The sequence below is a fragment of the Streptomyces sp. NPDC002573 genome, from assembly GCF_042889625.1.
In the GTDB taxonomy this organism is placed as follows: domain Bacteria; phylum Actinomycetota; class Actinomycetes; order Streptomycetales; family Streptomycetaceae; genus Streptomyces; species Streptomyces gibsoniae.
The window spans coordinates 88,644-110,003 of the sequence record NZ_JBIARC010000024.1 but is presented as its reverse complement, the minus strand read 5'-3'; the positions used below and the strand labels follow the sequence as shown (position 1 = coordinate 110,003).

17 protein-coding genes are annotated in these 21,360 nt (G+C 71.6%); 6 read left to right on the top strand and 11 right to left on the bottom strand.

Annotation, left to right across the window (positions count from 1 at the left end; translation table 11 throughout):
• Positions 1-5: 5 nt before the first annotated feature.
• From ACFYX0_RS23075 to ACFYX0_RS23045, 7 genes are all read right to left on the bottom strand, one after another.
• Positions 6-2,228: a TIGR03767 family metallophosphoesterase gene (locus ACFYX0_RS23075; RefSeq protein ID WP_388972735.1), complete on the bottom strand. Its 2,223-nt coding sequence runs from the start codon at positions 2,226-2,228 to the stop codon at positions 6-8.
• Positions 2,229-2,440: 212 nt separating this feature from the next.
• Complete coding sequence (locus ACFYX0_RS23070; protein ID WP_388972733.1) at positions 2,441-5,302, bottom strand: TIGR03767 family metallophosphoesterase; 2,862 nt, start codon at positions 5,300-5,302, stop codon at positions 2,441-2,443.
• A 77-nt stretch (positions 5,303-5,379) separates the two neighbouring features.
• A complete protein-coding gene (locus ACFYX0_RS23065; RefSeq protein WP_388972731.1) occupies positions 5,380-6,969 on the bottom strand; it encodes a GMC family oxidoreductase N-terminal domain-containing protein in 1,590 nt (529 codons plus the stop codon).
• Positions 6,966-7,619 carry a DUF5987 family protein gene (locus ACFYX0_RS23060; RefSeq protein WP_388972729.1) on the bottom strand — a complete coding sequence of 218 codons (654 nt, stop codon included), beginning with the start codon at positions 7,617-7,619 and terminating at the stop codon, positions 6,966-6,968. Before ACFYX0_RS23060 ends, ACFYX0_RS23065 begins: the two co-directional genes overlap by 4 nt.
• 6 nt (positions 7,620-7,625) lie before the next feature.
• Entirely contained in the window at positions 7,626-8,288 is a 663-nt protein-coding gene (locus ACFYX0_RS23055; protein WP_388972727.1) for a hypothetical protein, read from the bottom strand.
• Positions 8,289-8,873: 585 nt separating this feature from the next.
• Positions 8,874-9,023 (bottom strand): hypothetical protein, encoded by a 150-nt coding sequence (locus ACFYX0_RS23050; protein WP_388972725.1) that lies wholly within the window; start codon positions 9,021-9,023, stop codon positions 8,874-8,876.
• Between the two features lie 327 nt (positions 9,024-9,350).
• Positions 9,351-10,631 (bottom strand): MFS transporter, encoded by a 1,281-nt coding sequence (locus tag ACFYX0_RS23045; protein ID WP_388972724.1) that lies wholly within the window; start codon positions 10,629-10,631, stop codon positions 9,351-9,353.
• Between the two features lie 113 nt (positions 10,632-10,744).
• Between ACFYX0_RS23045 and ACFYX0_RS23040 the strand changes: the two genes are divergently transcribed.
• Entirely contained in the window at positions 10,745-11,392 is a 648-nt protein-coding gene (locus ACFYX0_RS23040) for a TetR/AcrR family transcriptional regulator (protein WP_388972722.1), read from the top strand.
• Between the two features lie 292 nt (positions 11,393-11,684).
• On the top strand, positions 11,685-12,512 hold the full coding sequence (locus ACFYX0_RS23035) for a ZIP family metal transporter (RefSeq protein ID WP_355913295.1): 828 nt from the start codon (positions 11,685-11,687) through the stop codon (positions 12,510-12,512).
• Positions 12,513-12,736: 224 nt separating this feature from the next.
• Here the strand turns inward: ACFYX0_RS23035 and ACFYX0_RS23030 are convergent, their stop codons facing one another.
• Entirely contained in the window at positions 12,737-13,702 is a 966-nt protein-coding gene (locus tag ACFYX0_RS23030) for a pirin family protein (protein WP_388972720.1), read from the bottom strand.
• A 194-nt stretch (positions 13,703-13,896) separates the two neighbouring features.
• On the opposite strand from ACFYX0_RS23030, the gene ACFYX0_RS23025 reads away from it, so the two are divergent.
• Entirely contained in the window at positions 13,897-14,244 is a 348-nt protein-coding gene (locus tag ACFYX0_RS23025; RefSeq protein ID WP_388972718.1) for a tetratricopeptide repeat protein, read from the top strand.
• A gap of 133 nt (positions 14,245-14,377) precedes the next feature.
• On the opposite strand, the gene ACFYX0_RS23020 is transcribed toward ACFYX0_RS23025, so the two are convergent.
• Complete coding sequence (locus ACFYX0_RS23020) at positions 14,378-15,769, bottom strand: PepSY-associated TM helix domain-containing protein (protein WP_388972717.1); 1,392 nt, start codon at positions 15,767-15,769, stop codon at positions 14,378-14,380.
• A 222-nt stretch (positions 15,770-15,991) separates the two neighbouring features.
• On the opposite strand from ACFYX0_RS23020, the gene ACFYX0_RS23015 reads away from it, so the two are divergent.
• The gene (locus ACFYX0_RS23015; protein WP_388972715.1) at positions 15,992-16,654 is read left to right on the top strand and encodes a peptide deformylase; all 663 of its coding nucleotides are present in this window, start codon (positions 15,992-15,994) and stop codon (positions 16,652-16,654) included.
• Between the two features lie 73 nt (positions 16,655-16,727).
• Here ACFYX0_RS23015 and ACFYX0_RS23010 read toward each other — a convergent pair whose 3' ends face one another.
• A complete protein-coding gene (locus tag ACFYX0_RS23010) occupies positions 16,728-18,155 on the bottom strand; it encodes an NAD(P)/FAD-dependent oxidoreductase (RefSeq protein WP_355913309.1) in 1,428 nt (475 codons plus the stop codon).
• Between the two features lie 120 nt (positions 18,156-18,275).
• Here ACFYX0_RS23010 and trxA point away from each other — a divergent pair, with 120 nt between their 5' ends.
• Positions 18,276-18,662 (top strand): thioredoxin, encoded by a 387-nt coding sequence (trxA, locus tag ACFYX0_RS23005; protein ID WP_355913312.1) that lies wholly within the window; start codon positions 18,276-18,278, stop codon positions 18,660-18,662.
• Between the two features lie 65 nt (positions 18,663-18,727).
• Here the strand turns inward: trxA and ACFYX0_RS23000 are convergent, their stop codons facing one another.
• Positions 18,728-19,774, bottom strand: a complete 1,047-nt coding sequence (locus tag ACFYX0_RS23000) for a LacI family DNA-binding transcriptional regulator (protein WP_388972713.1) — start codon at positions 19,772-19,774, stop codon at positions 18,728-18,730.
• 146 nt (positions 19,775-19,920) lie between these two features.
• Between ACFYX0_RS23000 and ACFYX0_RS22995 the strand changes: the two genes are divergently transcribed.
• Positions 19,921-21,345 carry an amidase gene (locus ACFYX0_RS22995; protein WP_388972712.1) on the top strand — a complete coding sequence of 475 codons (1,425 nt, stop codon included), beginning with the start codon at positions 19,921-19,923 and terminating at the stop codon, positions 21,343-21,345.
• The last annotated feature ends 15 nt before the right edge of the window (positions 21,346-21,360 follow it).

The window sequence follows — 21,360 nt, the reverse complement described above, 5'->3', positions numbered from 1 at the left end:
CGGCGTCACAGCGCGGTCAGGGTCTGCCAGGTCGTGGACGCGACGACCCCGTCGGCCGGCAGGCTGTGCGCGGACTGGAAGGACCGCACCGCGCTGCCCGTGGCCGTACCGAAGGCGCCGTCCACGCTCAGTGCGGCCCCGTGGGCGTTGAGCCGGCGCTGCAACGCCGTCACCGCGGGCCCGCCGCTGCCCTGCTGCACCGCGACGGCGAGGGCCCGCCAGGTCGCGGGTCCGACGATCCCGTCGGCGGACAGTCCGCGGCCGGTCTGGAAGGACCGCACCGCGCTGCCGGTGGCCATACCGAAGGCGCCGTCCACGCTCAGCGTGGCCCCCCGGGCGTTGAGCAGGTACTGCGCGGTCCTGACCAGCTCACTGCTCGCCCCCTGCTGAACCACCGGCCAGTCGGCGCTCGGAAGCGGCGTGCCGCGTCCGGCGGACAGGGAGAAGGGAGCGGGAATGAGCAGTTGTGTGTTGCGGGCGTCGGCTGTTCCACGGCGCTTGCCGATGCCGGCCGCCACGGCCTGAAGGTCGTTGGCCGCCAGCTCGCGTCCCAACGAGGCGAGTGCGGCGGGGGTGCTGGTGTCCCCGTTGCACGACAGCGGTGCGTCCGAGTCGACCATGGTCGTGAAGATCGACAGGATGCCACCGCCCTCGGCGATCTCGAAGATCCGGCTCTGGACGGGCCAGTCGATGTGCGAGGCCGTGTTCACCTCCCAGAAGCCGTTGCCGATGACGGACGGCCAGGACGTCTTGTGGGCCCGGATGTTGTTGGTGTGCGTGTGGCCGTCGACCATCAGGATCACGTTCGGGAAGCGCAGCAGCAGGTCGCGGAGTTCCGTGCCGCCGTACGGGGACCCGCTGTCCGTGTTGTCCATGGAGTCGAGCGTGTGATGGCAGCAGATGACCATGAGTTTGTCGGTCACCCCGGGCTGGTTGACGACCGTCCTGGCCCGGGTGCCGTCGGAGTCGTCGAGTTCGTAGCGTGAGCTGTTGGCCTTGAGCTGGGCGTTCAGCCAGTTCCACTGGTCCTTGTCGATGGCGCCGTTGGCACCGCCGCTGGTGTTGGTCGTGTCCAGCACCAGGAACTGGAACATGTCGTTCGGCTCCGAGGGAATCGCGTAGTAGGCCTGGTCGCTGCCGGACGTGAACCCGTGCCCGCGAGGGGCACCGGTGGTGTTGAAGTGCTCGGCGATGAAGTCGCTCCGCGTGAGCAGCCGCCGGGACGGGTCCTGCGTCACGTGGGCGGTCTGGAGGGTGAACTCGCCCGCCAGTACGTCCCCCAACAGGTCCAGGTAGTACGACGCGGTGTTGCCGAAGACGTCCGGGAGTCCCTCGATCTCCGTCAGCTTGGTGGAGCCGGTGGCGATGCTCTTGAGCGGGTCGAAGGGGAGGATGTCGATCGGCACGTTGCCCTGGACGAGCGCGTCGTGGTTGCCGTAGGCGGCGTACCAGGGCATGCCCAGCCCGGTCGCCGTGAACGGTCTGCGGGCGCCCGGCAGCAGGCCGCTCACGACCGGAAAGCCGTGGAGGGCGTTGTTGTCGGGCGGAGTCTGCCGTGCCTCCGGATGCCAGTAGTGGGTCTCCGTCCCGAACAGGCCGCTCGCCACGCTCTCGTCCTTGGTGAGGTCACCGGAGTCCGGGCGCACCGTGTTGCCGTCGAGCAGGTCGATGTACCACCGCGACTCGTTGTACTGGCAGTTGTCGACCGCGTCGCCCGTGACGACGGTGAACGCCAGCGGTGTGCTCGTCCGCGGACTGCGCAGGACCTGCCGGACGGCTCGGCACATCGCGTCGGTCGTCTGTGTCGAAAGGAATTCGTGCGCGCGGTACGCCGATTCGGTCGGGTACGAGCCGTAGTGCGGAGGTCCGGCGTCCGCGAGCCGGTCGAGGCACTCGACGCGCAGCGGGGACTGGTCGTCGACGATGTGCAGGTCGGACATCTGGGCGAAGGCGATCAGCGATCGGGTGACCTGCGGTGAGGTGGCGAGGGTGAAGTCGTCGCGGATGATGTGCGGTTCGCCGGGGCCGGCGGCCACACCGTGGTACCCCATGCCCAGGTCGGGGCCGATCTGCACCGTCTGGTCCAGCGTGGTGAGCCCGAATGCGGCACCGGTGCCGAGAGGCGGCGACGCGGCACTGGCGACGGCGCGCAGACTTCCGACGTCGATGGCCGCGGCAACCACGGCCACTCCGGCGGCTGTCAGGATCCTGCGACGGGATATTGCCATGTCGATTCCTCCGGTGTTGGGCTTCAGGGGCCGCGAAGTCGTGGTTCGCCCGCCCTGCACCCCGGTGGCTGCGGTGGGGTCCCGAGGGGGCGTCACAGGCCGGTACCGCGGGAGACGGAGACCCGCGCAGGTGCCGGCCCCGCAGCCGAGTGGCGGGGCCGACACCTGTGTTCGGGCGGAAGAGCGGGACGGATGGGGTGCCGCCGGGCCTTTCACAGCCCGCCGAAGGTGTGAGTGGCGCGCAGCTGGACCTGGCAGGACTGCCAGGGGGACCAGTCGGTGCTGTTGGGACTGCTCTGCTCGCAGTGGTACACCGTGCCCGTGTTGTCGACGGCGAACAGCTCGATCCTCCCGGGTCCGCTGCGTTCGGCGCAGACATGGCGCATCCTCAGCGTGGTGGTACCGACCTGCACCGGTATCTGGGCCCAGGGCTGCCACGTCCCGCTGCCGGCGGCGGTCTCGAAGCGGCGGAAGAGCTGCCCGTCAGGGTTGGTGCCGAAGATCGCCAGGCGTCCGTCGAGGTTGCGGGCCATGTCGACGGAGTCGAGGATGCCGTCGAGCGGCAGCACACCACCCCACTCGCTCTCCGTCTGGGCGTTGGCGACGTTCATCTTGCGCTGGATGAGAAGTCCGTCCTCCTTGATGGCGACCAGCACGGCGCGCCCGTCGGAGCCGGTCTCGACGGCGAGCTGGATCGCGGTGCCGCCGAGCTGGGTCCAAGGAGTGAACCAGCCGTTCGAACCGGTGTCGTCGTTCAGGAAGTCCTGCCAGCGGTGGCGGATGGTGTTGTCGCTGCGGGTCGCGTAGACCTGCATGCCGCCCCACTGGTCCTGGACCGCGGTCGCCGAGGTGAAGCCGGAGTCGAACTGCTGGGGTGCCGTGTAGGTGCTGCTGCCCGCGCTGGTCTGCGTGCGACGGGTGACGAGGCCGTTCCCGTCGAGGGCGAACACCTCGATGCGGCCGTCCCGGTGGCTGCCGGCGGTGACGGACTGCCACCCCGGTCCGTCGGCGAGCTTCGTCCAGGGCTGCAGGTCGCCTTCGGCGGTTCGCTGGCTGGTGTTCCACAGGTTGCCCTGCGCGTCCGTGCCGAACAGCTCCAGGCGCCCGTCCCCGTTGCGGGCCACGGCGATCGGGGAACCGAGCGGGTGCGGAGCGTGCAGCGGGAAGGGTGCCGGCAGGAGCAGTTGTGTGTTGCGGTCCTGGTTGCCGCCCATGCGGAGGGTGATCCCTCGATTCACCTCCTGCGGGTCGTTGGTGGCCAGCTCCCGGGCCAGGGAGGCCAGTTGCGCGGGCGTGCTGGTGTCGCCTCCGAAGTAGAGGGGCGCGGCGGGGTCGACCATGGTGGTGAAGATCGAGAGGGTGGCGGGCCCGGCGGAGGAGCCGAACTCCCCCGCGTTCTGCGCGTCGGGGCTCGCCATGATCTCGATGATGCGGCTCTGGATCGGCCAGTCGATGTGCGAGGCCGTGGAGATCTCCCAGAAGCCGCCGGAGATCGGGCTGGAGGCTGGTGTCGGATGAGGGATGATCTTGTTGGCGTGGGTGTGCCCGTTGACCATGGCGATCACGTTCGGGTAGCGCAGCAGCAGTGCCTTGAGTTCGTCACCGGTGTGCCGGTCCCCGAAGATGCCACCGAGGATGCCGTCGTCGAGGTTGTCCATGGTGTTGAGCGTGTGGTGGCAGAAGATGACGTACATCTTGTCCTGCACACCACTCTGCGTGACGATGCGGTTGTTGGTGTCGATGTAGCGTGAGCTGTTGGCCCTGAGCTGCTGTTCCAGCCAGTTGAGCTGGTCGGTGCCGATCGAGCCGCCCGCGGCGCCGGACCCGAAGCCGTCGGTGTTGGTGTTGGTGGAGTCGAGGGTGAGGTAACGGATCAGGTCACCGGCGCCGGAGGGGATCGCGTAGTAGGCCTTGTCGATCCCGACGCCCTGGAATCCGTGACCGACCGGCAGGCCGGCCGTGTTGAAGTGGTCCTGGATGAACGCCTTGCGGGTGAGCAGCCGCCGGTTGGGGTCCGCGACGACCCGGGTCCCCTCCAGGTCCCAGGCGACCATCAGCTTGCCGAAGGTGCCGAGGTCGCTGTAGTTGTCCGGCAGGTCGGCGGAGGTGCCGGTGGTCTTGGACGAGCCGACCGTCATGCCCCGCACATCGATGAGGTTGTTGTCGATGGGCTCGTTGCCCTGCCACAGGCCGTCGTGGTTGCCGTACGCCGCGTACCAGGGCATGCCCAGGCCGTGGGAGACGAACGGCCGGCGGGCCGCTCCCACCACGCCGCTCGCGTCCAGCAGTCCGGGAACATAAGGGAATCCGAGTCCGGAGGTGCCGGTGTACTCGTTGCCCGGCACCTGCTGCGGGGGCACCGACGGGTAGTAGTAGTGGTTGTCCCCGGTGCCGCCATTGGTCAGGGCGCCACTGGAGAAGCTCTGGTCCAGGCCGACGGCGCCGGAGTCCGGCACGATGGTCTGGCCGCCGTCGAGCAGGTCGATGTACCAGCGGTTCTCGTTGTGCTGGCAGTTGTCGACCGCGTCGCCGGTGACGATGGTGAACTGCAGCGGCATCCTGCTGCGCGGGCCCTTGCCGATCCCGGCGATGGCCTGGCACATCGCGTCGACGACCTGCGTCGACAGGAACTCGTGGCCGCGGTAGGCCGAGTCGGTGGGATACGAGGCGTAGTGCGGGGCGCCGGCGTCGGCGTAGCGGTCCATGAACTCGAGACGGGCCGGCGACTGGTCGTCCACGATGTGCAGGTCGGTCAGCTGCGCGAACGCCGCCAGTGCCATCGTCGGAGGCCCGAAGCGGGACCAGAGGTCGGTGCGGATGGTGTGCGGCTCGCCCGGCCCGGCGACGAGCCGCTGGTAACCCGCGCCCTGGGCGTAGCTCGCCCGCTGAACCGTCCGGTCCCACGTGGTGACCGCCGGCACGTCCGATGTGGCGGCAGCAGCCGTACGGCGCGTCCGGCCGGCGCTCATCGAGGTCGCGGCTTCGGCGGCGGCACGGAAACCGCCCGCGTCGATGGCTGCCGCCACCACACCCACTCCGGTCGTCGTCAGTAGCCTTCTTCGCGAGATACCCACGCCATGTCTCCCAGGAAAGGTCGGACTCGTCTCCTCTTCCGGCGTTCCATTCCGTTCCGCCTCGTTCCAGGGGCCCGTCAGCGGCCGGGCAGCGGAACGTCGCGGCGGAGCGCGACGCCGACGTCGGCGGCGCGGGTGACGATCGTGGCGACGGCGCGCTCGGCGAGGGCCGCGATGGTCAGTGAGGGGTTGACGGTGAGGGAGGTGGGGACGGCGGCGCCGTCGGTGACGAACAGCCCGCTGTGGCCGCGTAGTTCATGGCCGTCGGTGAGGGCGCTGGTGGCGGGATCGTCGCCGATCCGCGCCGAGCCGAGCGGATGGGCCGTGACGGTGCCGGCGACGTCCTCGCTCCACGGGCGGACCCGTGAGAGGCCGTCCTTCTCCAGGATCTCCCGCAGTGCGGTGTCGGCCCGGTCCCACGCCTGGCGGGTACGGGAGGTGGGGTGGTACGTCATCGTGCCCTGTCCGAGCCCCGGCGCCAGCCGGGTGAAGCTGCCGGTGAGCGGGACGAGCCCGAACGTGCCTTCGTTGTCGTCCTCGGCCATGGCCAGCAGGGTGAGCCAGGAGCGCCACCGGGCCCGCATGTTCCGCTTCTCGATGCCGAACCAGGCGGGTGACCCGGCGGCCTGGGCCAGCAGGTTGGTCAGCGGGGGGAAGTAGATCTGCTGGAGGGTGAAGCGGCTGTACTCCGGGGCGGTCGGGTCCAGATGGTCGTAGGTGGCGGCGGTGATGGGACGGCCCACGGGCAGCCCCTGATAGGCGGAACCGTCGGGACGTGACAGCCCCAGCAGTGAACGCGCCTTGTCCTCGACGATGTCGGCGACACTGACGCGGTCGCCGTTGCCGGAGAAGTAGCGCCCCACAGCGGCCGGGATGCCCCCGAGGAGGAGGGCAGAGCGCTGGAGGATCACGGGCGTGCCCACGGCGCCGGCGGCAAGGACGACGACCTTGGCATGGATGACGCCGACCTGCCCGGTGCAGCTGTAGTCGCCGGGGTCCAGGACGGTGTAGGCGACGGCGTAGCGATAGCCGGACAGCGGCGACGGGGTGACGGTCTGCACCTCGTGCAGCGGGCGGATGTCCGCGCCGTGGGCCTCCGCCGCCGGCAGGTAGTTGAGCAGCAGGGAGCGTTTGGCGTCGAAGCGGCAGCCGGAGAGCATCCAGTTGCAGTTGGTGCAGGCGGTGGTGTCGACCGCCACCGGCACGGGATTGCAGGTGTGCCCGGCCCGCCGGCAGGCGGCGGCCAGGACCCCGCCCGCGTAGGACACGTCCGGCCAGTCGGTCCGGGTGACCGGCAGCGCCTCCTCGACCCGGTCGTACCAGGGGTCGAGGGCGGCCCGGGTCAGGGCGGCCGGCCACAGCCGGCGGCCGAGGCTGCCGTGGCGCTCGAAGACGAAGGAAGGTGCGCGCAGTGAGGCGGCGAAGTAGACGACGCTCCCGCCGCCGACGCAGTTGCCGGCAACCACCGCGACTCCGTCGCCGCGGATCACGTCCACGATCTTGTTGTATGTGCCCAGGCGCATCGAGTGGGTGAAGTCGGCGGCGGCCGCACGGGGGCCGCGCTCCAGCACAGTGACGCGGGCTCCGCCCGCCGCGAGGTAGTAGGCCGGGATGGCGCCGCCGAAGCCGCTGCCGATCACCAGGACGTCCGTGGTCTGCGCCGTCATGCCGGGCTCCCCGAAGCGGTCGTGTTCGGATGAAGTGCTGCGAGCGGGCGGCCGTAGGAGAAGTCGGGGAAGCGCCAGAGGCCGTCCGGGTCCGGCTCGGGGAAGCGCAGCCACGTCAGTCCGGGATGGCCCTGGCCGAGGGCCTCGACGGTGTCCTGCTGTCCGGCGGTGTCGAACGCCAGCCCCACCAGCAGGCTCATCACCTGCCAGATCGGCCGGTCCGGGTCGTCGGGGCCGAACAGGCCGCCGACCAGGGCGGTGCGGTCGGCGAAGGACAGGCCCACGAAGGGCGGGAGCGTCGGTGGCAGCCAGATCAGCCGGAGGGCGGCATAGGCGACGGCGCGGGCGTCCAGCAGCGCCGCGATCGCCGGCAGCAGCGGCGCCACCGGCAGTTCGGGCGAGCCGAGGAGGCCGACGACACCGGCCTGAACGGCACCGGGACCGGTCACCGCTCCGGCGACCGCCATGTCACCGCTGAAGCGTCGCTGCCCCGGGATCAGGGTGTCGGCGAACGCCTCGAGCGTCTGTGTCGTCCAGCTCTCCGAGGCGGCGGCTGCGGCGGCCGCAGGTGTGTGCGAACCGCCGACGTACAGCCCCGCGAGCGTGGCGAACAGTGCCTTGAGGATGGATCTCCGGTCGGGTCCGGTCATGGTGACTCACCCGGCCAGCGCGCAGGACAGGTCGTAGGGCAGGGACACGGTCAGTCCGGTCTCACCCGCGGCCTGACCGTAGTCGCTCAGCGCGCGGGCGACGTCGGGGAAGACCGGGGCGAGAGCGGTGACCGCGTCTCCGATGCCCACGGTGTGTCCGTCGATGCGGAAGTTGGTCAGACGGGCTCCGGCCCGTCTCGCGGCCTTGTCCCACCAGTACTGACCGTCCCACGCCACCCAGGGCGTCGCGCCGTGGGTGGACTGCACGCTCCAGTGGTCCTTCTGGTAGTAGTGGCAGGTCACCATGGCGATGGCGAACCGGGAGGGTTCGGCCACCAGGAACCGCAGGGCCCCGCCGTCGTCGATGGTGATGTCCCGCTTGCTGTACTCCACACACAGCGGGTCGGCGAACATCAGCCACCACGGCGGCTGCTCCCCCTCCCCGAACTCGTGCCAGGTGCAGCCGGCGGCGAACCCCGGTTCGACGAACGGACCCACGGGCGCGTCGGCGGCCCCTGCGGAGCGGGTCGCCTGCCGGACCGGACTCTCGCGGACGACCGGCTTCGACGGTGCCGCGACGGCGGTGCTGCTGCTGGCGAGCAGGGCCGAGGACGCTCCCAGAACCAGCGCGCAGCCGGCTGCGGAGACACGAAGGCGCAGGGCAATCACGGGACCTCCCGTAAGCGGGGCAGGGTGAATGTCGCTCAGGACCGGCTGCCGCCCGCGGCGCGCTGGGCGGGGCCTCCGGCGTACCGAGGATGAGGCACACCGACCGGCCAGTACAAGAGGTGGGTCAGTGACTGAGCCACTGAGCCTGCGATAAGAACTGCCGTCAACTGTGCTGTGCTCCACGCCTGTTGGGATACAACCGCGCACGGCTGTCGTTCCGCGGCGACCTGTCCTCGGCGGAGATCGCCGATGAAGTTCAACATCACCTACAGCATCTACCGGCACCTCATGCCCGGCTCGCTCGGCGAAGCCGGCAGCCGGAGCAGGCTCGGATCGAACTCCTGAAGCGGGTGCCCAGCGGGCGACGAACAGCACGAAGGCTGTCTCACTTCTTCGGCGTCCGCGGACTCGTGCCGCGCCCACCGAGAATCACAGCCGAGCCTGGGCATACGAGTGACCCCCGCACATCGCCCGGCGCTGAGACGGCGGCCGGATTCGTCGGCCGTGGATGCCGGGCGGCGTGTAGCGCGCCTGCTCGCCTCACGTGATCCGCGAGGCGAGCAGATTGCCGAGGCCGCAGGAATGTCAGTGTCCGCCGATCGCGAGTTCGTAGTCACCGATCAGGTCGCCGAGCAGTGTTCCGGCGGTCAGGTCGCTGGTGACGTGACCGGCCATGTAGAGGCGGGAGTAGAGAACCTCGGCCCGCATCCACTCGTAGTCTCCGGCCCGGGTCACGCGCGGCGCCACGGTCCGGCGTGACGTCGGCTCCCTGCTCCCCATCGCCCCGGGCAGCCTGCACCTCCAAGCCGAGCGGGTCACGGCGGACGGGCAGACCGGGATCGTGATCGCCGCCGTGCGGCCGGCCACCCCGACGAGGCGCTGCGCGAACTCCTCGCCCAGCCGGCGTTCGCCTCCGGCGGGTTGGCCTCGCTGGAGGCATGGGCCGCCGGGCTGCCGGTGGCCGGCTGTCGGTGCGTCCCCGGCCGTGGCCGCACGAGTGCCCAGGCGTTGGAAGAGGCCGGTCTCGCCGCCTGGATGCGACCCCCTGAGGACCTAAGTCGGTCAGCCCGTGACCTGATTGGGCGTCACTGTCGTGCCGGATGTACCGGTTGGCCCGGAGGCGCCGGTCGCCGCGGGGGTGGTCGGGGTCTGCGGTGGCGATTGGCGACGGGTCAGGATCAGGGCGAGGGAGACGAGAGCCAGTGCGGAGACCGTGCTTCCGTAGATGACGGCGGTGAGCAGCAGGCCGAGGTGGGGGGCCGCGAAACCTGCGGCGACGGCGGGCAGGCTCATGGCGAGGTAGCTGACGACATACAGGGAGGCGAACAGTTCCGCTCGTTCGCCGGGCGCGGCCAGCGGCATGACGGTGCTGAGGGTGCCGAGGAAGGCCGCGCCGAAGCCGAGCCCGGCGAGGGCGGTCGTGGCGAAGAAGAGGACGAGGCTGTGCACACCGAGTGCGGCCAGCATGCCCAGTGCGCCCAGGGCGAGCGCCACCGAGCCGAACACGAGGGTGGGGCGGGCCTGGCGCCCGCGCAGGGCTATCGAGCTGACTGTCCCGGAAGCGGTCATGGTGGTGATCACCAGACCGCCGACCAGGTGGTTGGTCGCGTTCAGGAGGCCGGCGACGAGTGAGGGGGCCAGCGAGAGGTAGAGGCCGCCCAGGGCCCACACGGCGATCAGTGCCGGAGCCGCGGCGGCGAAGCCCTTGCGCGCCTGGCGCGGCACCCGCGCCTTGGGCAGCAGCGAGGCGAGGGCACCGGGACGGCGCGCGGCGGTCTCCGGGATCCAGGTCAGCACCGCCGCCGTCACGAGGAAGCCGGCGAGCAGAAGGGCGAAGACCAGGATGCGCGGCGCGGGCCCGTACTGGACGAGCAGTCCGGAGCCGAAGGCACCGACGGCCAGCCCCAGCGTGGAGGTGGCGCCGTTGACCAGGGCGCCGAGCCCGGGACCGTGTACGGGCTGGAGGTCGACCAGGGCGGCGGCGAGTGTGCCGGTGGCGGCGCCGGTGGCCACGCCCTGGACGGCACGGGCGACCAGCAGCCAGCCGACTGATCGGGCCTCCGCGAACAGCACCATCGAAGCGGCCTCCACCAGCAGCGAGCTGATCAGCACGGGCTTGCGGCCGAGGAAGTCGGAGAGCCCGCCCACCGTCAGCAGGGCCAGCAGCAGGAACAGCGCGTACACCGCGAAGACGGTGGTCAGGATGCCGGAGGAGAAGTGCCACCGGGCCTGGTAGACGACGTAGAGCGGGGAAGGCGCGGAGGCCGCGAACATCAGAAGAAGCAGTGCGGTCGCGACCAGCCAGAAGGCGGGTGCGCGGCGCAGCCGGGCAGTGGTGGGCATCGAGCACCTTCGGCGTAGGGCGAGGGGAACTAAAGCAAACGTGATGGCTTTAACCACGCTGAGGCTATACCGGTCGCCCACAAAAGCAAAACTGGTTGCGTTAATCTGGCGTGGTGAGCAGTGAACGCACCACCCCCAACCCCACTCCTGCACGCCGTGAGGGCGGGCGCAGCGCGCGAGTGAAGTCGGCCGTGCACCAGGCCGTGGCGGAGCTGGCCGCCGAGCGCGGGCCCGACCAGGTCAGCATCCCCGCGGTGGCCGCCCGCGCCGGCGTCAACCCGACCACCGTGTACCGGCGGTGGGGTGACGTCGATGCGCTGCTGAACGAGGTCGCCGCCACCCGCCTGCGCCCGTACGACGCCGCCCCCGACACGGGCAGCATCCGCCAGGACCTGCTGCTGTGGGCCGAGCAGACCCTCACCGCGATCACCACGCCCGAGGTCGGCGCGCTGCTGCGCAGCGCCGTCTGCCGAGCCGCGGCGGACCCCGGACCGAGCCGCCGAATGGCCGCCCGCGAGCAGCAGATCGCCGCCATCCTGGACAGCGCCGAACGCCGGGGCGAACCGCATCCGACCCTGCAGCAGGCCCTGGACCACCTGCTCGCCCCGCTCTACTTCCGCGTGATCATGGGCCTGGGCCCCACAGATGCCGCGTACGCCCACCGCCTGGTGGAGGAGCTGCTGCTGCACCACGCAGGCGGCTGCCGGCCCGGAGGGGCCCGCGCCACCCCCTCCCGGATGATTGAAAGTTGTACTACATGAAGAGGCGCAGTCAGGCACGGTTCCGGATCTTCAGCAGCGGCGCCGCACCGATGTCACGACGGACCTCACCTCGAGGCGGACACCCACCGAACAGGAGTCGACACGCCGACACGGCTGGCGAAATCTACCGGCTGCCCTGGTTGCAGCGTGTGGCGAGTGCAGCTGGGTGTGCCGCATCGGCGGGCAATCAATTGACCAAGATTTCCCGAAAGGGCACTCCGCGACTTGTTAGGTAAGCCTTCCCTGCCTTAGCTTCTGTGGGCTTCCTGTGCACGTCAGACCGGAGATCCCCATGTCCAGCGGCAATGTCGCCCTGCTCGGAGCCATCGCAGGCTTCACCATCTACCTCGGCCTCCCCATCGGCCGCCTGCGCACGCCCACGCCCCGTCTCAAAGCGGGTCTGAATGCCGTGGCCATCGGCATCCTCATATTCCTCGTCTGGGACGTGCTGACCCATGCCTGGGAACCGGTCGACGAGGCCCTGGGCAAGCATGCGTGGGGGACGGTCGCTTCCGGCGGCGCCACACTGGCTGCGGGGCTGACGCTCGGTCTGGCCGGGCTCGTGCACTACGACGGATGGATCAGCCGCCGCCGGACCGAGGCCACGCGGCCGCACGGCCCAGGCGCAGCGTCTGCCGCCGAGCTGGCACCGAAGACGCGCAGCCAGGCGGCCTCGCTCGCGCTGATGATCGCCACCGGTATCGGGCTGCACAACTTCGCCGAAGGCCTGGCCATCGGCAACTCCGCAGCCAAGGGCGAGCTTTCCCTCGCCGTCCTCCTGATCATCGGGTTCGGACTGCACAACGCCACGGAGGGCTTCGGCATCGTCGCTCCTCTGGCCGCGGAGGGCGAACGCCCCTCCTGGCTCACGCTGCTGTGGCTCGGCCTGATCGGCGGAGGCCCCACCTTCCTCGGCACGATCGTCGGACAGCACCTGGTCGACGACACCGTGTCCATCGCCTTCCTCGGCCTCGCCGCCGGCTCGATTCTCTACGTCGTCATAGAACTGCTGGCCGTGGCCCGCAGGACCGGGCTCAAGACACTCACCACCTGGTGCGTCTTGGCCGGCCTCCTACTCGGCTTCGCCACGGATGCCGTCGTGACGGCCGCCGGCGCCTGAGCCCACGGGCAGCGAACGGGGCACCCCAGAGAACACGGCACCTCGAACCGGAACCGGGACACGGCTCCGACCCGTTGAGCTCGAAGCCGTCGCCATCCCTACCGGGCGTCAGCTGCGGTGCCCAGGACGAACGGACAGGTCCAGACCCTGGCCATGACCCGGGCGGGACACGAGGAGGAGCGGCACCGTCGATCCGGGTGGCCACACCATCACGTTTACCCAGGTCAGCGCACTCTTCCTCGCGGTTTCAGCGGCACAGACGGCAGTTCCGGAGCGGGCAGCGGAGCACTCTCGTACCCCTTGACCTCACCGAATCTCGTCCCTGTCATCCAGTCGGCGCGAGCCTGCTCGATGTCCTCCTGCGTGCGGCCGATGAAGTTCCACCACATGATCAGCTCCTCCTCGAACGGCTCGCCGCCCAGGAGCATCAGGCCCGCGTCCGACTCCGCGCGCAGCGGGAGTTCGGTGCGGCCGCAGCCCAGGTAGAGCATCGAGCCCGGCAGGACCGGGACGCCGTCCACATGGGTCTCGCCGGACATCGACAGCACCGCGTACTCGAAGTCCGCGTCGAGTGGCAGTTGTACGTCCGCGCCGCGCGACAGGGCCAGATCGGCACCGACGATCGGGGTGAAGGTCGTGCCGGGGGACCGTGTGCCGTCGAGCTCACCCAGGAGCAGGGTGGCACCGAGGCCCGGGGCCGTGACCACGGGCAGCTCCGGGTGGTACTCGAAGCGCGGGCCGGTGTGCCGGTGGCTGTCCGGCAGGGCCACCCAGAGCTGGGCACCGTGCAGGAAGCGCTCATGAAGCCGCGGGCTCTCCTCAGAGTGACTGATCGCCCGTCCCGAGGTCATCAGACCCAACTCGCGCGGGCGGATGGTCTGGAGACTGCCCGTCGAGTCGCGGTGCAGGACCTCGCCCTCGTGCAGCCAGCTCACCGTCTGCAGGCCCATGTGCGGATGCGGGGGCACCTGCATGCCCGGCTCGTCCGCGATGTCGTCCGGACCGTAGTGGTCGACGAAACACCAGGCGCCCACCATGCGGCGGCCCAGGTTCGGCAGCAGTCGTCGGACCTGAGTCGACTCACCGAGACGGACCTGGCGCGGGCTGAGGAGCTCCCGCACCGGTTCCGCCACCACGAACCCGCGGCCACCGCACACGGCGGGCACCGCCTCGCGATCGAGATTGCTCATGCCGCTCAACCTAGACCCGGCGGTACACCCGCGTCAGGGCGGCGACCCGCCCATGGATTCGCTCATTCCGTCGAGCCGACCAGTCGGCCCAATCGGCACGGCCGGTCCCGTCCGGTTCACCCGGTCCGACCGCCCGACCAGTCGTGGAATATTCAACCAAAGCCCCGGGTTGTGGAGGCCGTAAGGAGGTCAGAGTGGAAACTACGTACTACGACCACGGAACACCGGCGGAGCGCTGGGAGCGAGCCCGGATGTTCTTCGACGCCAAGGACTACTCCGCGGCCGCGCAGGTCCTCAAGGCTCTGGTCGAGGAGGTGCCGGAGCAGACGGGACCGAGGCTGCTGCTGGCCCGCGCCTACTACCACTCGGCTCAGCTGCGGCACGCCGAGGAGGAGTTGCGCGGCATCGTGGAGCGCGACCCAGTGGAGCACTACGCCCGGCTGATGCTCGGGCGCACGCTCCAGCGTCAGGGGCGCACGGCCGAGGCCGAGCCGCATCTGCGGATCGCCGCGGCGCTCTCGGGTGACTTCGCCGAGGTGTGATCCCCGGACCGCCGGGGACCGACGGCCCGTGACCGGTACCACCACCGGTCACGGGCCGTCGTGTGGATCCGCGCGGTGGTTGCTCGCGCAGTGACCTGGCCCGCTCGTCACCCTCCAAGATCCATAAGGCACGTCACACGGTTCGGCCGCCATAGGTGCGCCTGCCACGGCGGTGGTCGATCTCGCCGAGCACGACGTCCACGGCGGCGAAGGCCGCGAGCGGGATGCCGAGCAGTGGCACGAAGTAGCCGAGGACGGCGACGGCCGCCATGGCGGGCACGAGGATCTGCGGCGGGACCCGCTGCCAGGCGCCGCGCGGCACCGGCCGGCCGAACGCGCCCGCCCGGCCGCGCTGCCACCACATGCGGTAGCCCCACACGATCAGCAGCACAAGGGACAGGGCGAGGGCCATCAGGGCGAGCTGGTTGACGATCCCGAAGAGGACGCCGGTGTGCAGGTCGATGCCCCAGCGGGTCAGTTTGGCGAGCACCGGATAGTCGGCGAACCGCAGCACGTCGGTGACCTCGCCGGTGGCCGGGTCGACGGCGGCCGAGTCCTGCTTCTCGGGCCAGCTGCGCTGGACTTGCCGGACGACATAGGCGGAGGACGCGTCGGCGGGCGGCACGATCTCCACGGGATCGGTCAGGCCCTCGGCCCGGGCGGCGGCGAGGACCTTGTCGAGGCCGACGCCGTGTTCGCCGCCGCCCGCGGCCGCGGAGCCGTGGCCGGCGTGCTCGCCGCCCGCCGCGGCCGAGACCGACGGGGTGGCCTGGCGGAGCGAGGTGCGCAGGTGGTCGATATTGGCCCCGGCGTACGTGGACCAGGTCAGTCCGGTCGCGGAGAGGAAGAAGAACCCGGCCGCGGCCCAGACGCCGACCGTGCCGTGCAGGCCCAGAGTGCGCCGGCGGCCGCTCGTGCCACGCAGCTTGCGCCGGGTGCGCCGGCGCGCGAACCACAGGATGATCCCTCCGCCCGCGATCACCCACAGCCAGCTGGCGGCGAGTTCGCTGTAGAGGCGGCCGTTCTCGCCCAGGCGCAGGTCGCGGTGGAACTCGTCGATCCAGGTCCGCAGCGGCAGGGCGCCGGTGGAGCCGTACTGCTCCAGGGCGCCGCGCACCTTGCCGGTGTACGGATCGACGAACACGGCCAGGGTGTGGTCCTTGCCGACACCGGGGACCCCGGACAGCAGCACCCGCGTGGTGGCGTCCTTCGCCGGGGACGGGCGTACGGCCGACAGCGTGCCCTCGGGGTGGGCCTTGCGGGCGGCGGCGACCTGTGCGGCGATCGGCAGCTCGGTGTGCCCGACCGGAACGGTCAACTCATGCGCGTAGACGATCCTCTCGACCTGGAACGAGGCCGCGTACAGGACGCCGGTGACCGCCGCGACCAGCAGGAACGGGGCGACGAGGACCCCGGCGTAGAAGTGCAGGCGCAGCACCAGGGGACGCAGCGGCGCCCATCCGGAGGGCTTGGCCGAGGCGGGCCCGGGGGCCTCGTCCGTCGGGGGCGGGGGGGTGGTGGTCATCGGCGGGCTGCTCCGGGGGTCGGGGACGGACTGCGGCCACGCGCTGGGGAGTTGGGCGTGACGGTCCAGTAGTCGGAGGGTCGTAGGGGTGAGTTCCCGGGCGATTGGGTGATGTGGGCCACACCGCGCGGGCGGCCAACCCGGCCCGGGCGCCGGTGACATGTGCCACAGGCGGGCCGCGCCGCCGCGTCCGCCGCCGGATCCGCCTGTCATGCTGGCGCGATGCCTTCCGACGACGCCCGCACCGGCCACCACGACCGCCCCCTCGCCGAACAGGTCGAGCAACTCCTCGCCGCCGGTGGTCCGTTGCCGATCGTCGCGGCGGGTGATCCGGTGCTGCGTCGTGGCACCGAGCCCTTCGACGGCCAGCTGGACCCGGCGCTGCTCGCGCGCTTCGTGGCCGCTCTGCGCGAGACGATGCACGCGGCGCCGGGGGTGGGCCTCGCGGCGCCGCAGGTCGGGGTGGCGTTGCGGATCGCGGTCATCGAGGACCCCGCACCGGTTCCGGAGGAGATCCGGGTGGCGCGCGGGCGCACACCCCAGCCCTTCCGGGTGCTGGTCAATCCGTCGTACGAGGCCCTCGGCACCGCACGGGCCGCCTTCTTCGAGGGCTGTCTGAGCGTGCCGGGCTGGCAGGCCGTGGTGGCCCGGCACGCCCGAGTGCGGCTGCGGGCGCTGGACGAGCACGGGGTGGCGGTGGACGAGGAGTTCGCGGGCTGGCCGGCCCGGATCGTCCAGCACGAGACGGACCATCTGGACGGCATGCTCTATCTGGACCGGGCGGCACCGCGCTCGTTCTCGTCGACCGAGGCGATGGCCGGGCGATGGACCCAGCCGACGCCGGAACGGGCCGCCGCGGAGCTGGGGTTCACCCTCCCGGACTGAGGGCTGCGCACACCGTGAGCGCCCGGAGCCGGGCCCCGCGCACGGATGGGTGCGGGGCCCGGGATCCCTCGGGTCAGCCCCGGTACGCCTCCAGCAGGCGCAGCCAGACCTCGCTGATGGTCGGGTACGAGGGCACCGCGTGCCACAGGCGGTCGATCGGGACCTCGCCCGCGACGGCGATGGTGGCGGAGTGGATCAGTTCCCCGACGGCGGGGCCGACGAACGTGACGCCGAGCAGTGTCTCGCTGTCCAGGTCGACCACCATGCGGGCGCGGCCCCGGTAGCCGTCGGCGTACAGGCCCGCCCCCGCGACCGACGTCAGCTCGACGTCCACGCCGCGGACCCGGCGGCCCGCCTGCTCCGCCTCCGCCAGGGAGAGGCCCACGGCCGCCGCCTCCGGGTCGGTGAACACCACCTGCGGAACGGCCGCGTGGTCGGCGGTGGCGGAATGGGCGCCCCAGGCGTCCGTCTCCAGGAGCGGGACGCCCGCCGCGCGGGCCCCGATCGCCGCACCCGCGATACGCGCCTGGTACTTGCCCTGGTGGGTGAGGAGCGCACGGTGGTTGACGTCGCCGACCGCGTACAGCCACTCGCTGCCCGTCACCCGCATGCTGTCGTCGACCGACAGCCAGGAGCCGGGCTCCAGGCCGACGGTCTCCAGGCCGATGTCCTCGGTGCGGGGTGTCCGGCCGGTGGCGAAGAGGATCTCGTCCGCCTCGATGCGGTCGCCCCCGTCCGTGACGACCACGACGGTGTCGCCCTCGCGCCGGACCGACTCGACCGAGGTACCGGTGCGCACGTCCACGCCCGACTCCGCGAGGGCCTCCGCGACCAGTTCCCCGGCGAAGGGCTCCATGCGCGACAGCAGACCCTTGCCCCGTACGAGCATGGTGACCTGCGAGCCCAGGGCCCTCCAGGCCGTGGCCATCTCGGCGGCCACCACGCCGCCGCCCACCACGACCAGCCGTGCGGGCGCGGCCTTGGCGCTCGTCGCCTCCCGGCTGGTCCAGGGGCGCACCTCGGCGATCCCCGGCAGGTCGGGCAGCAGGGCCCCGCTGCCGGTGCACACGGCCACCGCGTGCCGGGCGGTGAGCACCTGCTCACCGTCGGGGCCGCTCACCGTGACCTTGCGGGGTCCGGCCAGCCGTCCCTGCCCCCGGTAGAGGTCGGCGCCGACACCGTTCAGCCAGGCCACCTGGCCGTCGTCCTTCCAGTCCGACGCCTCGTAGTCGCGGTGGGCCAGGACCGCGGGCACGTCGAGATGTCCCTGCGCCAGATGGGCGAGGCCGGGGACGCGGCGTGCGTCTGCACGGGCGATCACCGGGCGCAGCAGCGCCTTGCTGGGCATACATGCCCAGTACGAGCACTCGCCGCCGACCAGCTCACTCTCGACGATCGCCGTGGAGAGTCCGGCGGCCCGGGTACGGTCGGCGACGTTCTCGCCCACGGGCCCCGCACCCAGCACCACGACGTCGTACGCGATGGATTCCGTTTCCGTCATGGGCCCAGTGTGGTTGTTGGTGTGCCCGCCCCGCCACACGGGTACGCGCGCGGAATACATGACCCCGACGTGCCGTTGTCGACAGCGGCCGCGCCCCGACACCAGGAAGAGGGAAACAGCATGAGCAACACCGTCGAGCTCACCAAGGAGAACTTCGACCAGACGGTCAAGGACAACGAATTCGTCCTGATCGACTTCTGGGCCTCCTGGTGCGGGCCGTGCCGTCAGTTCGCCCCGGTCTACGAGAAGGCCGCGGAGGGCAACCCGGACCTGGTCTTCGGCAAGGTGGACACCGAGGCGCAGCCGGAGCTGGCCGCGGCGTTCGGCATCCAGTCGATCCCGACGCTGATGATCGTCCGGGACCAGGTCGCCGTCTTCGCCCAGCCGGGCGCCCTGCCGCAGGCCGCCCTCGACGACGTGATCGGCCAGGCCCGCAAGCTCGACATGGACGAGGTCCGCAAGGCCGTCGCGGCGCAGCAGGAGAAGGCCGGCCAGAACGGCGAGTGACGCCGTTCCGCCGCACTTCGGGGCCGCTTCCGCGCGGTGTGACGCCGCGCGGAGGGCGGCGGGGGTCAGCTCGACTCGCGGTGCACAATCCGCGCGCCGAGAACCCGGTGCACCTCCGGTACGCCACCTGGGTCGCGCACCACACGATCGACCAGTTCCGCCAGCTCACGTCCGGACGGCAGTTCGATATGGACGGTGCTGAGCCTCGGCCGCAGCAGCCGGCCGAGCATGAGGTCGTCGGCGCCGACCACGGCCGTCTCCCCCGGGACGTCCACGCCCTCGTCCTGCAGGGCACGCATCAGCAGCATCGCGTACTCGTCGTTGTACGCGAAGACGGCGTCCAGGCCGAGTGAGCGCCAGCGCGCCGCGAGCCGGGCGGCGGACTCCTCCTCGTAGGCGAGGGGCAGCTCGGTGACGACGGCGCCGGTGCCGCGCAGGGCACGCCGTACGCCTTCCAGCCGGGGCCTGGAGTAGAGCGCGAGGCCGTCCTCCAGCGGCAGGACGACGCCGACGCCGCGACGGCCCCGGGCCAGCAGGTGCGCCCCGGCGCTGTGTCCCACTCCGTCGTGGTCCAGGAGCAGCGTGTGCGCGCCCTCGACCCGTTCGGGCCCCAGGGTGAGGACTGCGCGCGCGCCGGAGCGTTTGAGGACGTGCACGCCCTGCGGGCCGAGCCCGGCGCCGGGCACCAGGACCGCGACCGGCCGCAACTCGGCCCAGGCGCGGGCGGCTTCGTCGCCCTGGAGGCCGATGCTGCCGTACTGCACGACGGTGTAGTCCAGACGGCTCAGGGCCCACTGGAGTTCGTTGAGGAACTGGCTGTAGAGCGCGCCCACCGGCACGTTCGGGGCGGGCATCAGCACCATACGGCTGTGTCCCGCGCGCAGGCTCCGGGCGGCGGCGTGCGGGACGTACCCGAGTTCCTCGGCGGCCTCGTGGACCCGGCGCCGCGTGGGCTCGCTGATGCGTACCGCGCGGGTGTTGTTGAGGACGTACGAGACGGTCGCGCGCGAGACACCGGCCAGACGTGCCACATCGGCGCTCGTCGGCACGGCAGGGGGTGCGGGAGACGAAGGGACGGGCTGTTTCGGTAGCTGCACCATGACGTACCGCATCTTGGCAGAACGGCCGCGCGGGCCGTCCTCCAGGGTGCGATCCCAGCCACAACCTGCCTTTTCCCCACGGAAGTTGGGCTACAGATGCCACATGGGCGGATCACCGGTTACCGTGCGGTAGTCGACGTGCCCGCGGAGGTGTGCCCATGGTGTCGGACCGGATCGACGGAGCGGCCGAGTGCGCCCGCGCGCTGGCCGCCGGCGAGGTGACCTCCCGTGCGCTCGTCGAGCGCGCCCTGGCCCGGATCGAGACGGCCCAGCCCTCGCTGAACGCGTTCCGGGTGGTGCGCGCCGAGGCCGCGCTCGCCGAGGCGGAGGCCGCCGACCGGGAACTCGCGGCCGGGACGCGCAAACCGCTGCTCGGGGTGCCGTTGGCGGTCAAGGACGACATGGACGTGGCGGGCGAGCCCACCGCGTTCGGCTGCCCGGGCGCATACCCCCCGGTGGCCGAGGACGGTGAGGCGGTACGGCGGCTGCGGGCGGCCGGGGCCGTGATCGTCGGCAAGACCAACACCTGTGAGCTGGGGCAGTGGCCGTTCACCGAAGGACCCGCCTTCGGCGCCACCCGCAACCCCTGGCACCCGGACCACACCCCGGGCGGCTCGTCCGGCGGGTCCGCGGCGGCGGTCGCCGCGGGCCTGGTGCCTGCCGCGCTCGGCTCGGACGGCGCGGGTTCCGTCCGCATCCCGGCGGGCTGGACCCATCTGATCGGCATCAAGCCGCAGCGGGGCCGGATCTCGACCTGGCCGCGCCCCGAGTCCTTCGAGGGGATCACGGTCAACGGCACGCTCGCCCGGACGGTCGCGGACGCGGCACTGCTCCTGGACGCGGCGAGCGGCAACCACCCCGGCGATCTGCACCGCCCGCCCGCGCTCGACGTCTCGGCCGCGGTGGGCCGGGACCCGGGCCGGCTGCGGATCGCGCTCTCGCTGAAGCCGCCGTTCACCGCGGTGCCCGCCCGGCTCGACCCCCGGGTCCGGGCGCGCGTCCTCACCCTCGCGGAGCGGCTGGCCGCGCTCGGGCACACGGTGGAGGAGGCGGAGCCGCGGTACGGGCAGATCGGGCTGGCCTTTCTGCCGCGCGCGACCGCGGGGCTGGCCGAACGGGTGCGCGAGGCCCCCTTCCCGGAGCTGCTCGACCCGCGCACCCGCGACGCCGCACGGCTGGGCCGGCTCCTCGGCGGGGCGCCGCTGCGCGCCGCGCGCCGGGCGGAGGCGGTGCTGCACCGGCGCGTCGGGGCGCTGTTCGCGAGGTACGACGTCCTCCTTGCGCCGACGACGGCCGCTCCCCCGCCGCGTATCGGGACGCTCGTGCACATGAACGGCTGGAACACCGATCGCGCGATGATCGCCGCCTGTCCGTACGCCTGGCCGTGGAACGTGCTGGGCTGGCCCGGGGTCAATGTGCCCGCGGGCTTCGTGGGTGAAGGGCTCCCGGTGGGCGCCCAGTTGCTCGGCCCCGCGCACAGCGAGCCGCTTCTGGTGTCGCTGGCGGCCCAGTTGGAGGCGGACCTGCGGTGGCACGAGCGCCGGCCGCCGCGCCCGTCGGCCACCGATGCGCGGGCCGCGTAGCCGCGTTCGGGCCGT

What these genes read in the sequence shown, in the direction of transcription:
- ACFYX0_RS23075 (WP_388972735.1), bottom strand. Translation starts at nt 2,228, where the DNA reads ATGGCAATATCCCGTCGCAGGATCCTGACAGCCGCCGGAGTGGCCGTG.
- ACFYX0_RS23065 (WP_388972731.1), bottom strand. Translation starts at nt 6,969, where the DNA reads ATGACGGCGCAGACCACGGACGTCCTGGTGATCGGCAGCGGCTTCGGC.
- ACFYX0_RS23060 (WP_388972729.1), bottom strand. Translation starts at nt 7,619, where the DNA reads ATGACCGGACCCGACCGGAGATCCATCCTCAAGGCACTGTTCGCCACG.
- ACFYX0_RS23045 (WP_388972724.1), bottom strand. Translation starts at nt 10,631, where the DNA reads ATGCCCACCACTGCCCGGCTGCGCCGCGCACCCGCCTTCTGGCTGGTC.
- ACFYX0_RS23035 (WP_355913295.1), top strand. Translation starts at nt 11,685, where the DNA reads ATGTCCAGCGGCAATGTCGCCCTGCTCGGAGCCATCGCAGGCTTCACC.
- ACFYX0_RS23030 (WP_388972720.1), bottom strand. Translation starts at nt 13,702, where the DNA reads ATGAGCAATCTCGATCGCGAGGCGGTGCCCGCCGTGTGCGGTGGCCGC.
- ACFYX0_RS23020 (WP_388972717.1), bottom strand. Translation starts at nt 15,769, where the DNA reads ATGACCACCACCCCCCCGCCCCCGACGGACGAGGCCCCCGGGCCCGCC.
- ACFYX0_RS23015 (WP_388972715.1), top strand. Translation starts at nt 15,992, where the DNA reads ATGCCTTCCGACGACGCCCGCACCGGCCACCACGACCGCCCCCTCGCC.
- ACFYX0_RS23010 (WP_355913309.1), bottom strand. Translation starts at nt 18,155, where the DNA reads ATGACGGAAACGGAATCCATCGCGTACGACGTCGTGGTGCTGGGTGCG.
- trxA (WP_355913312.1), top strand. Translation starts at nt 18,276, where the DNA reads ATGAGCAACACCGTCGAGCTCACCAAGGAGAACTTCGACCAGACGGTC.
- ACFYX0_RS23000 (WP_388972713.1), bottom strand. Translation starts at nt 19,774, where the DNA reads ATGCGGTACGTCATGGTGCAGCTACCGAAACAGCCCGTCCCTTCGTCT.
- ACFYX0_RS22995 (WP_388972712.1), top strand. Translation starts at nt 19,921, where the DNA reads ATGGTGTCGGACCGGATCGACGGAGCGGCCGAGTGCGCCCGCGCGCTG.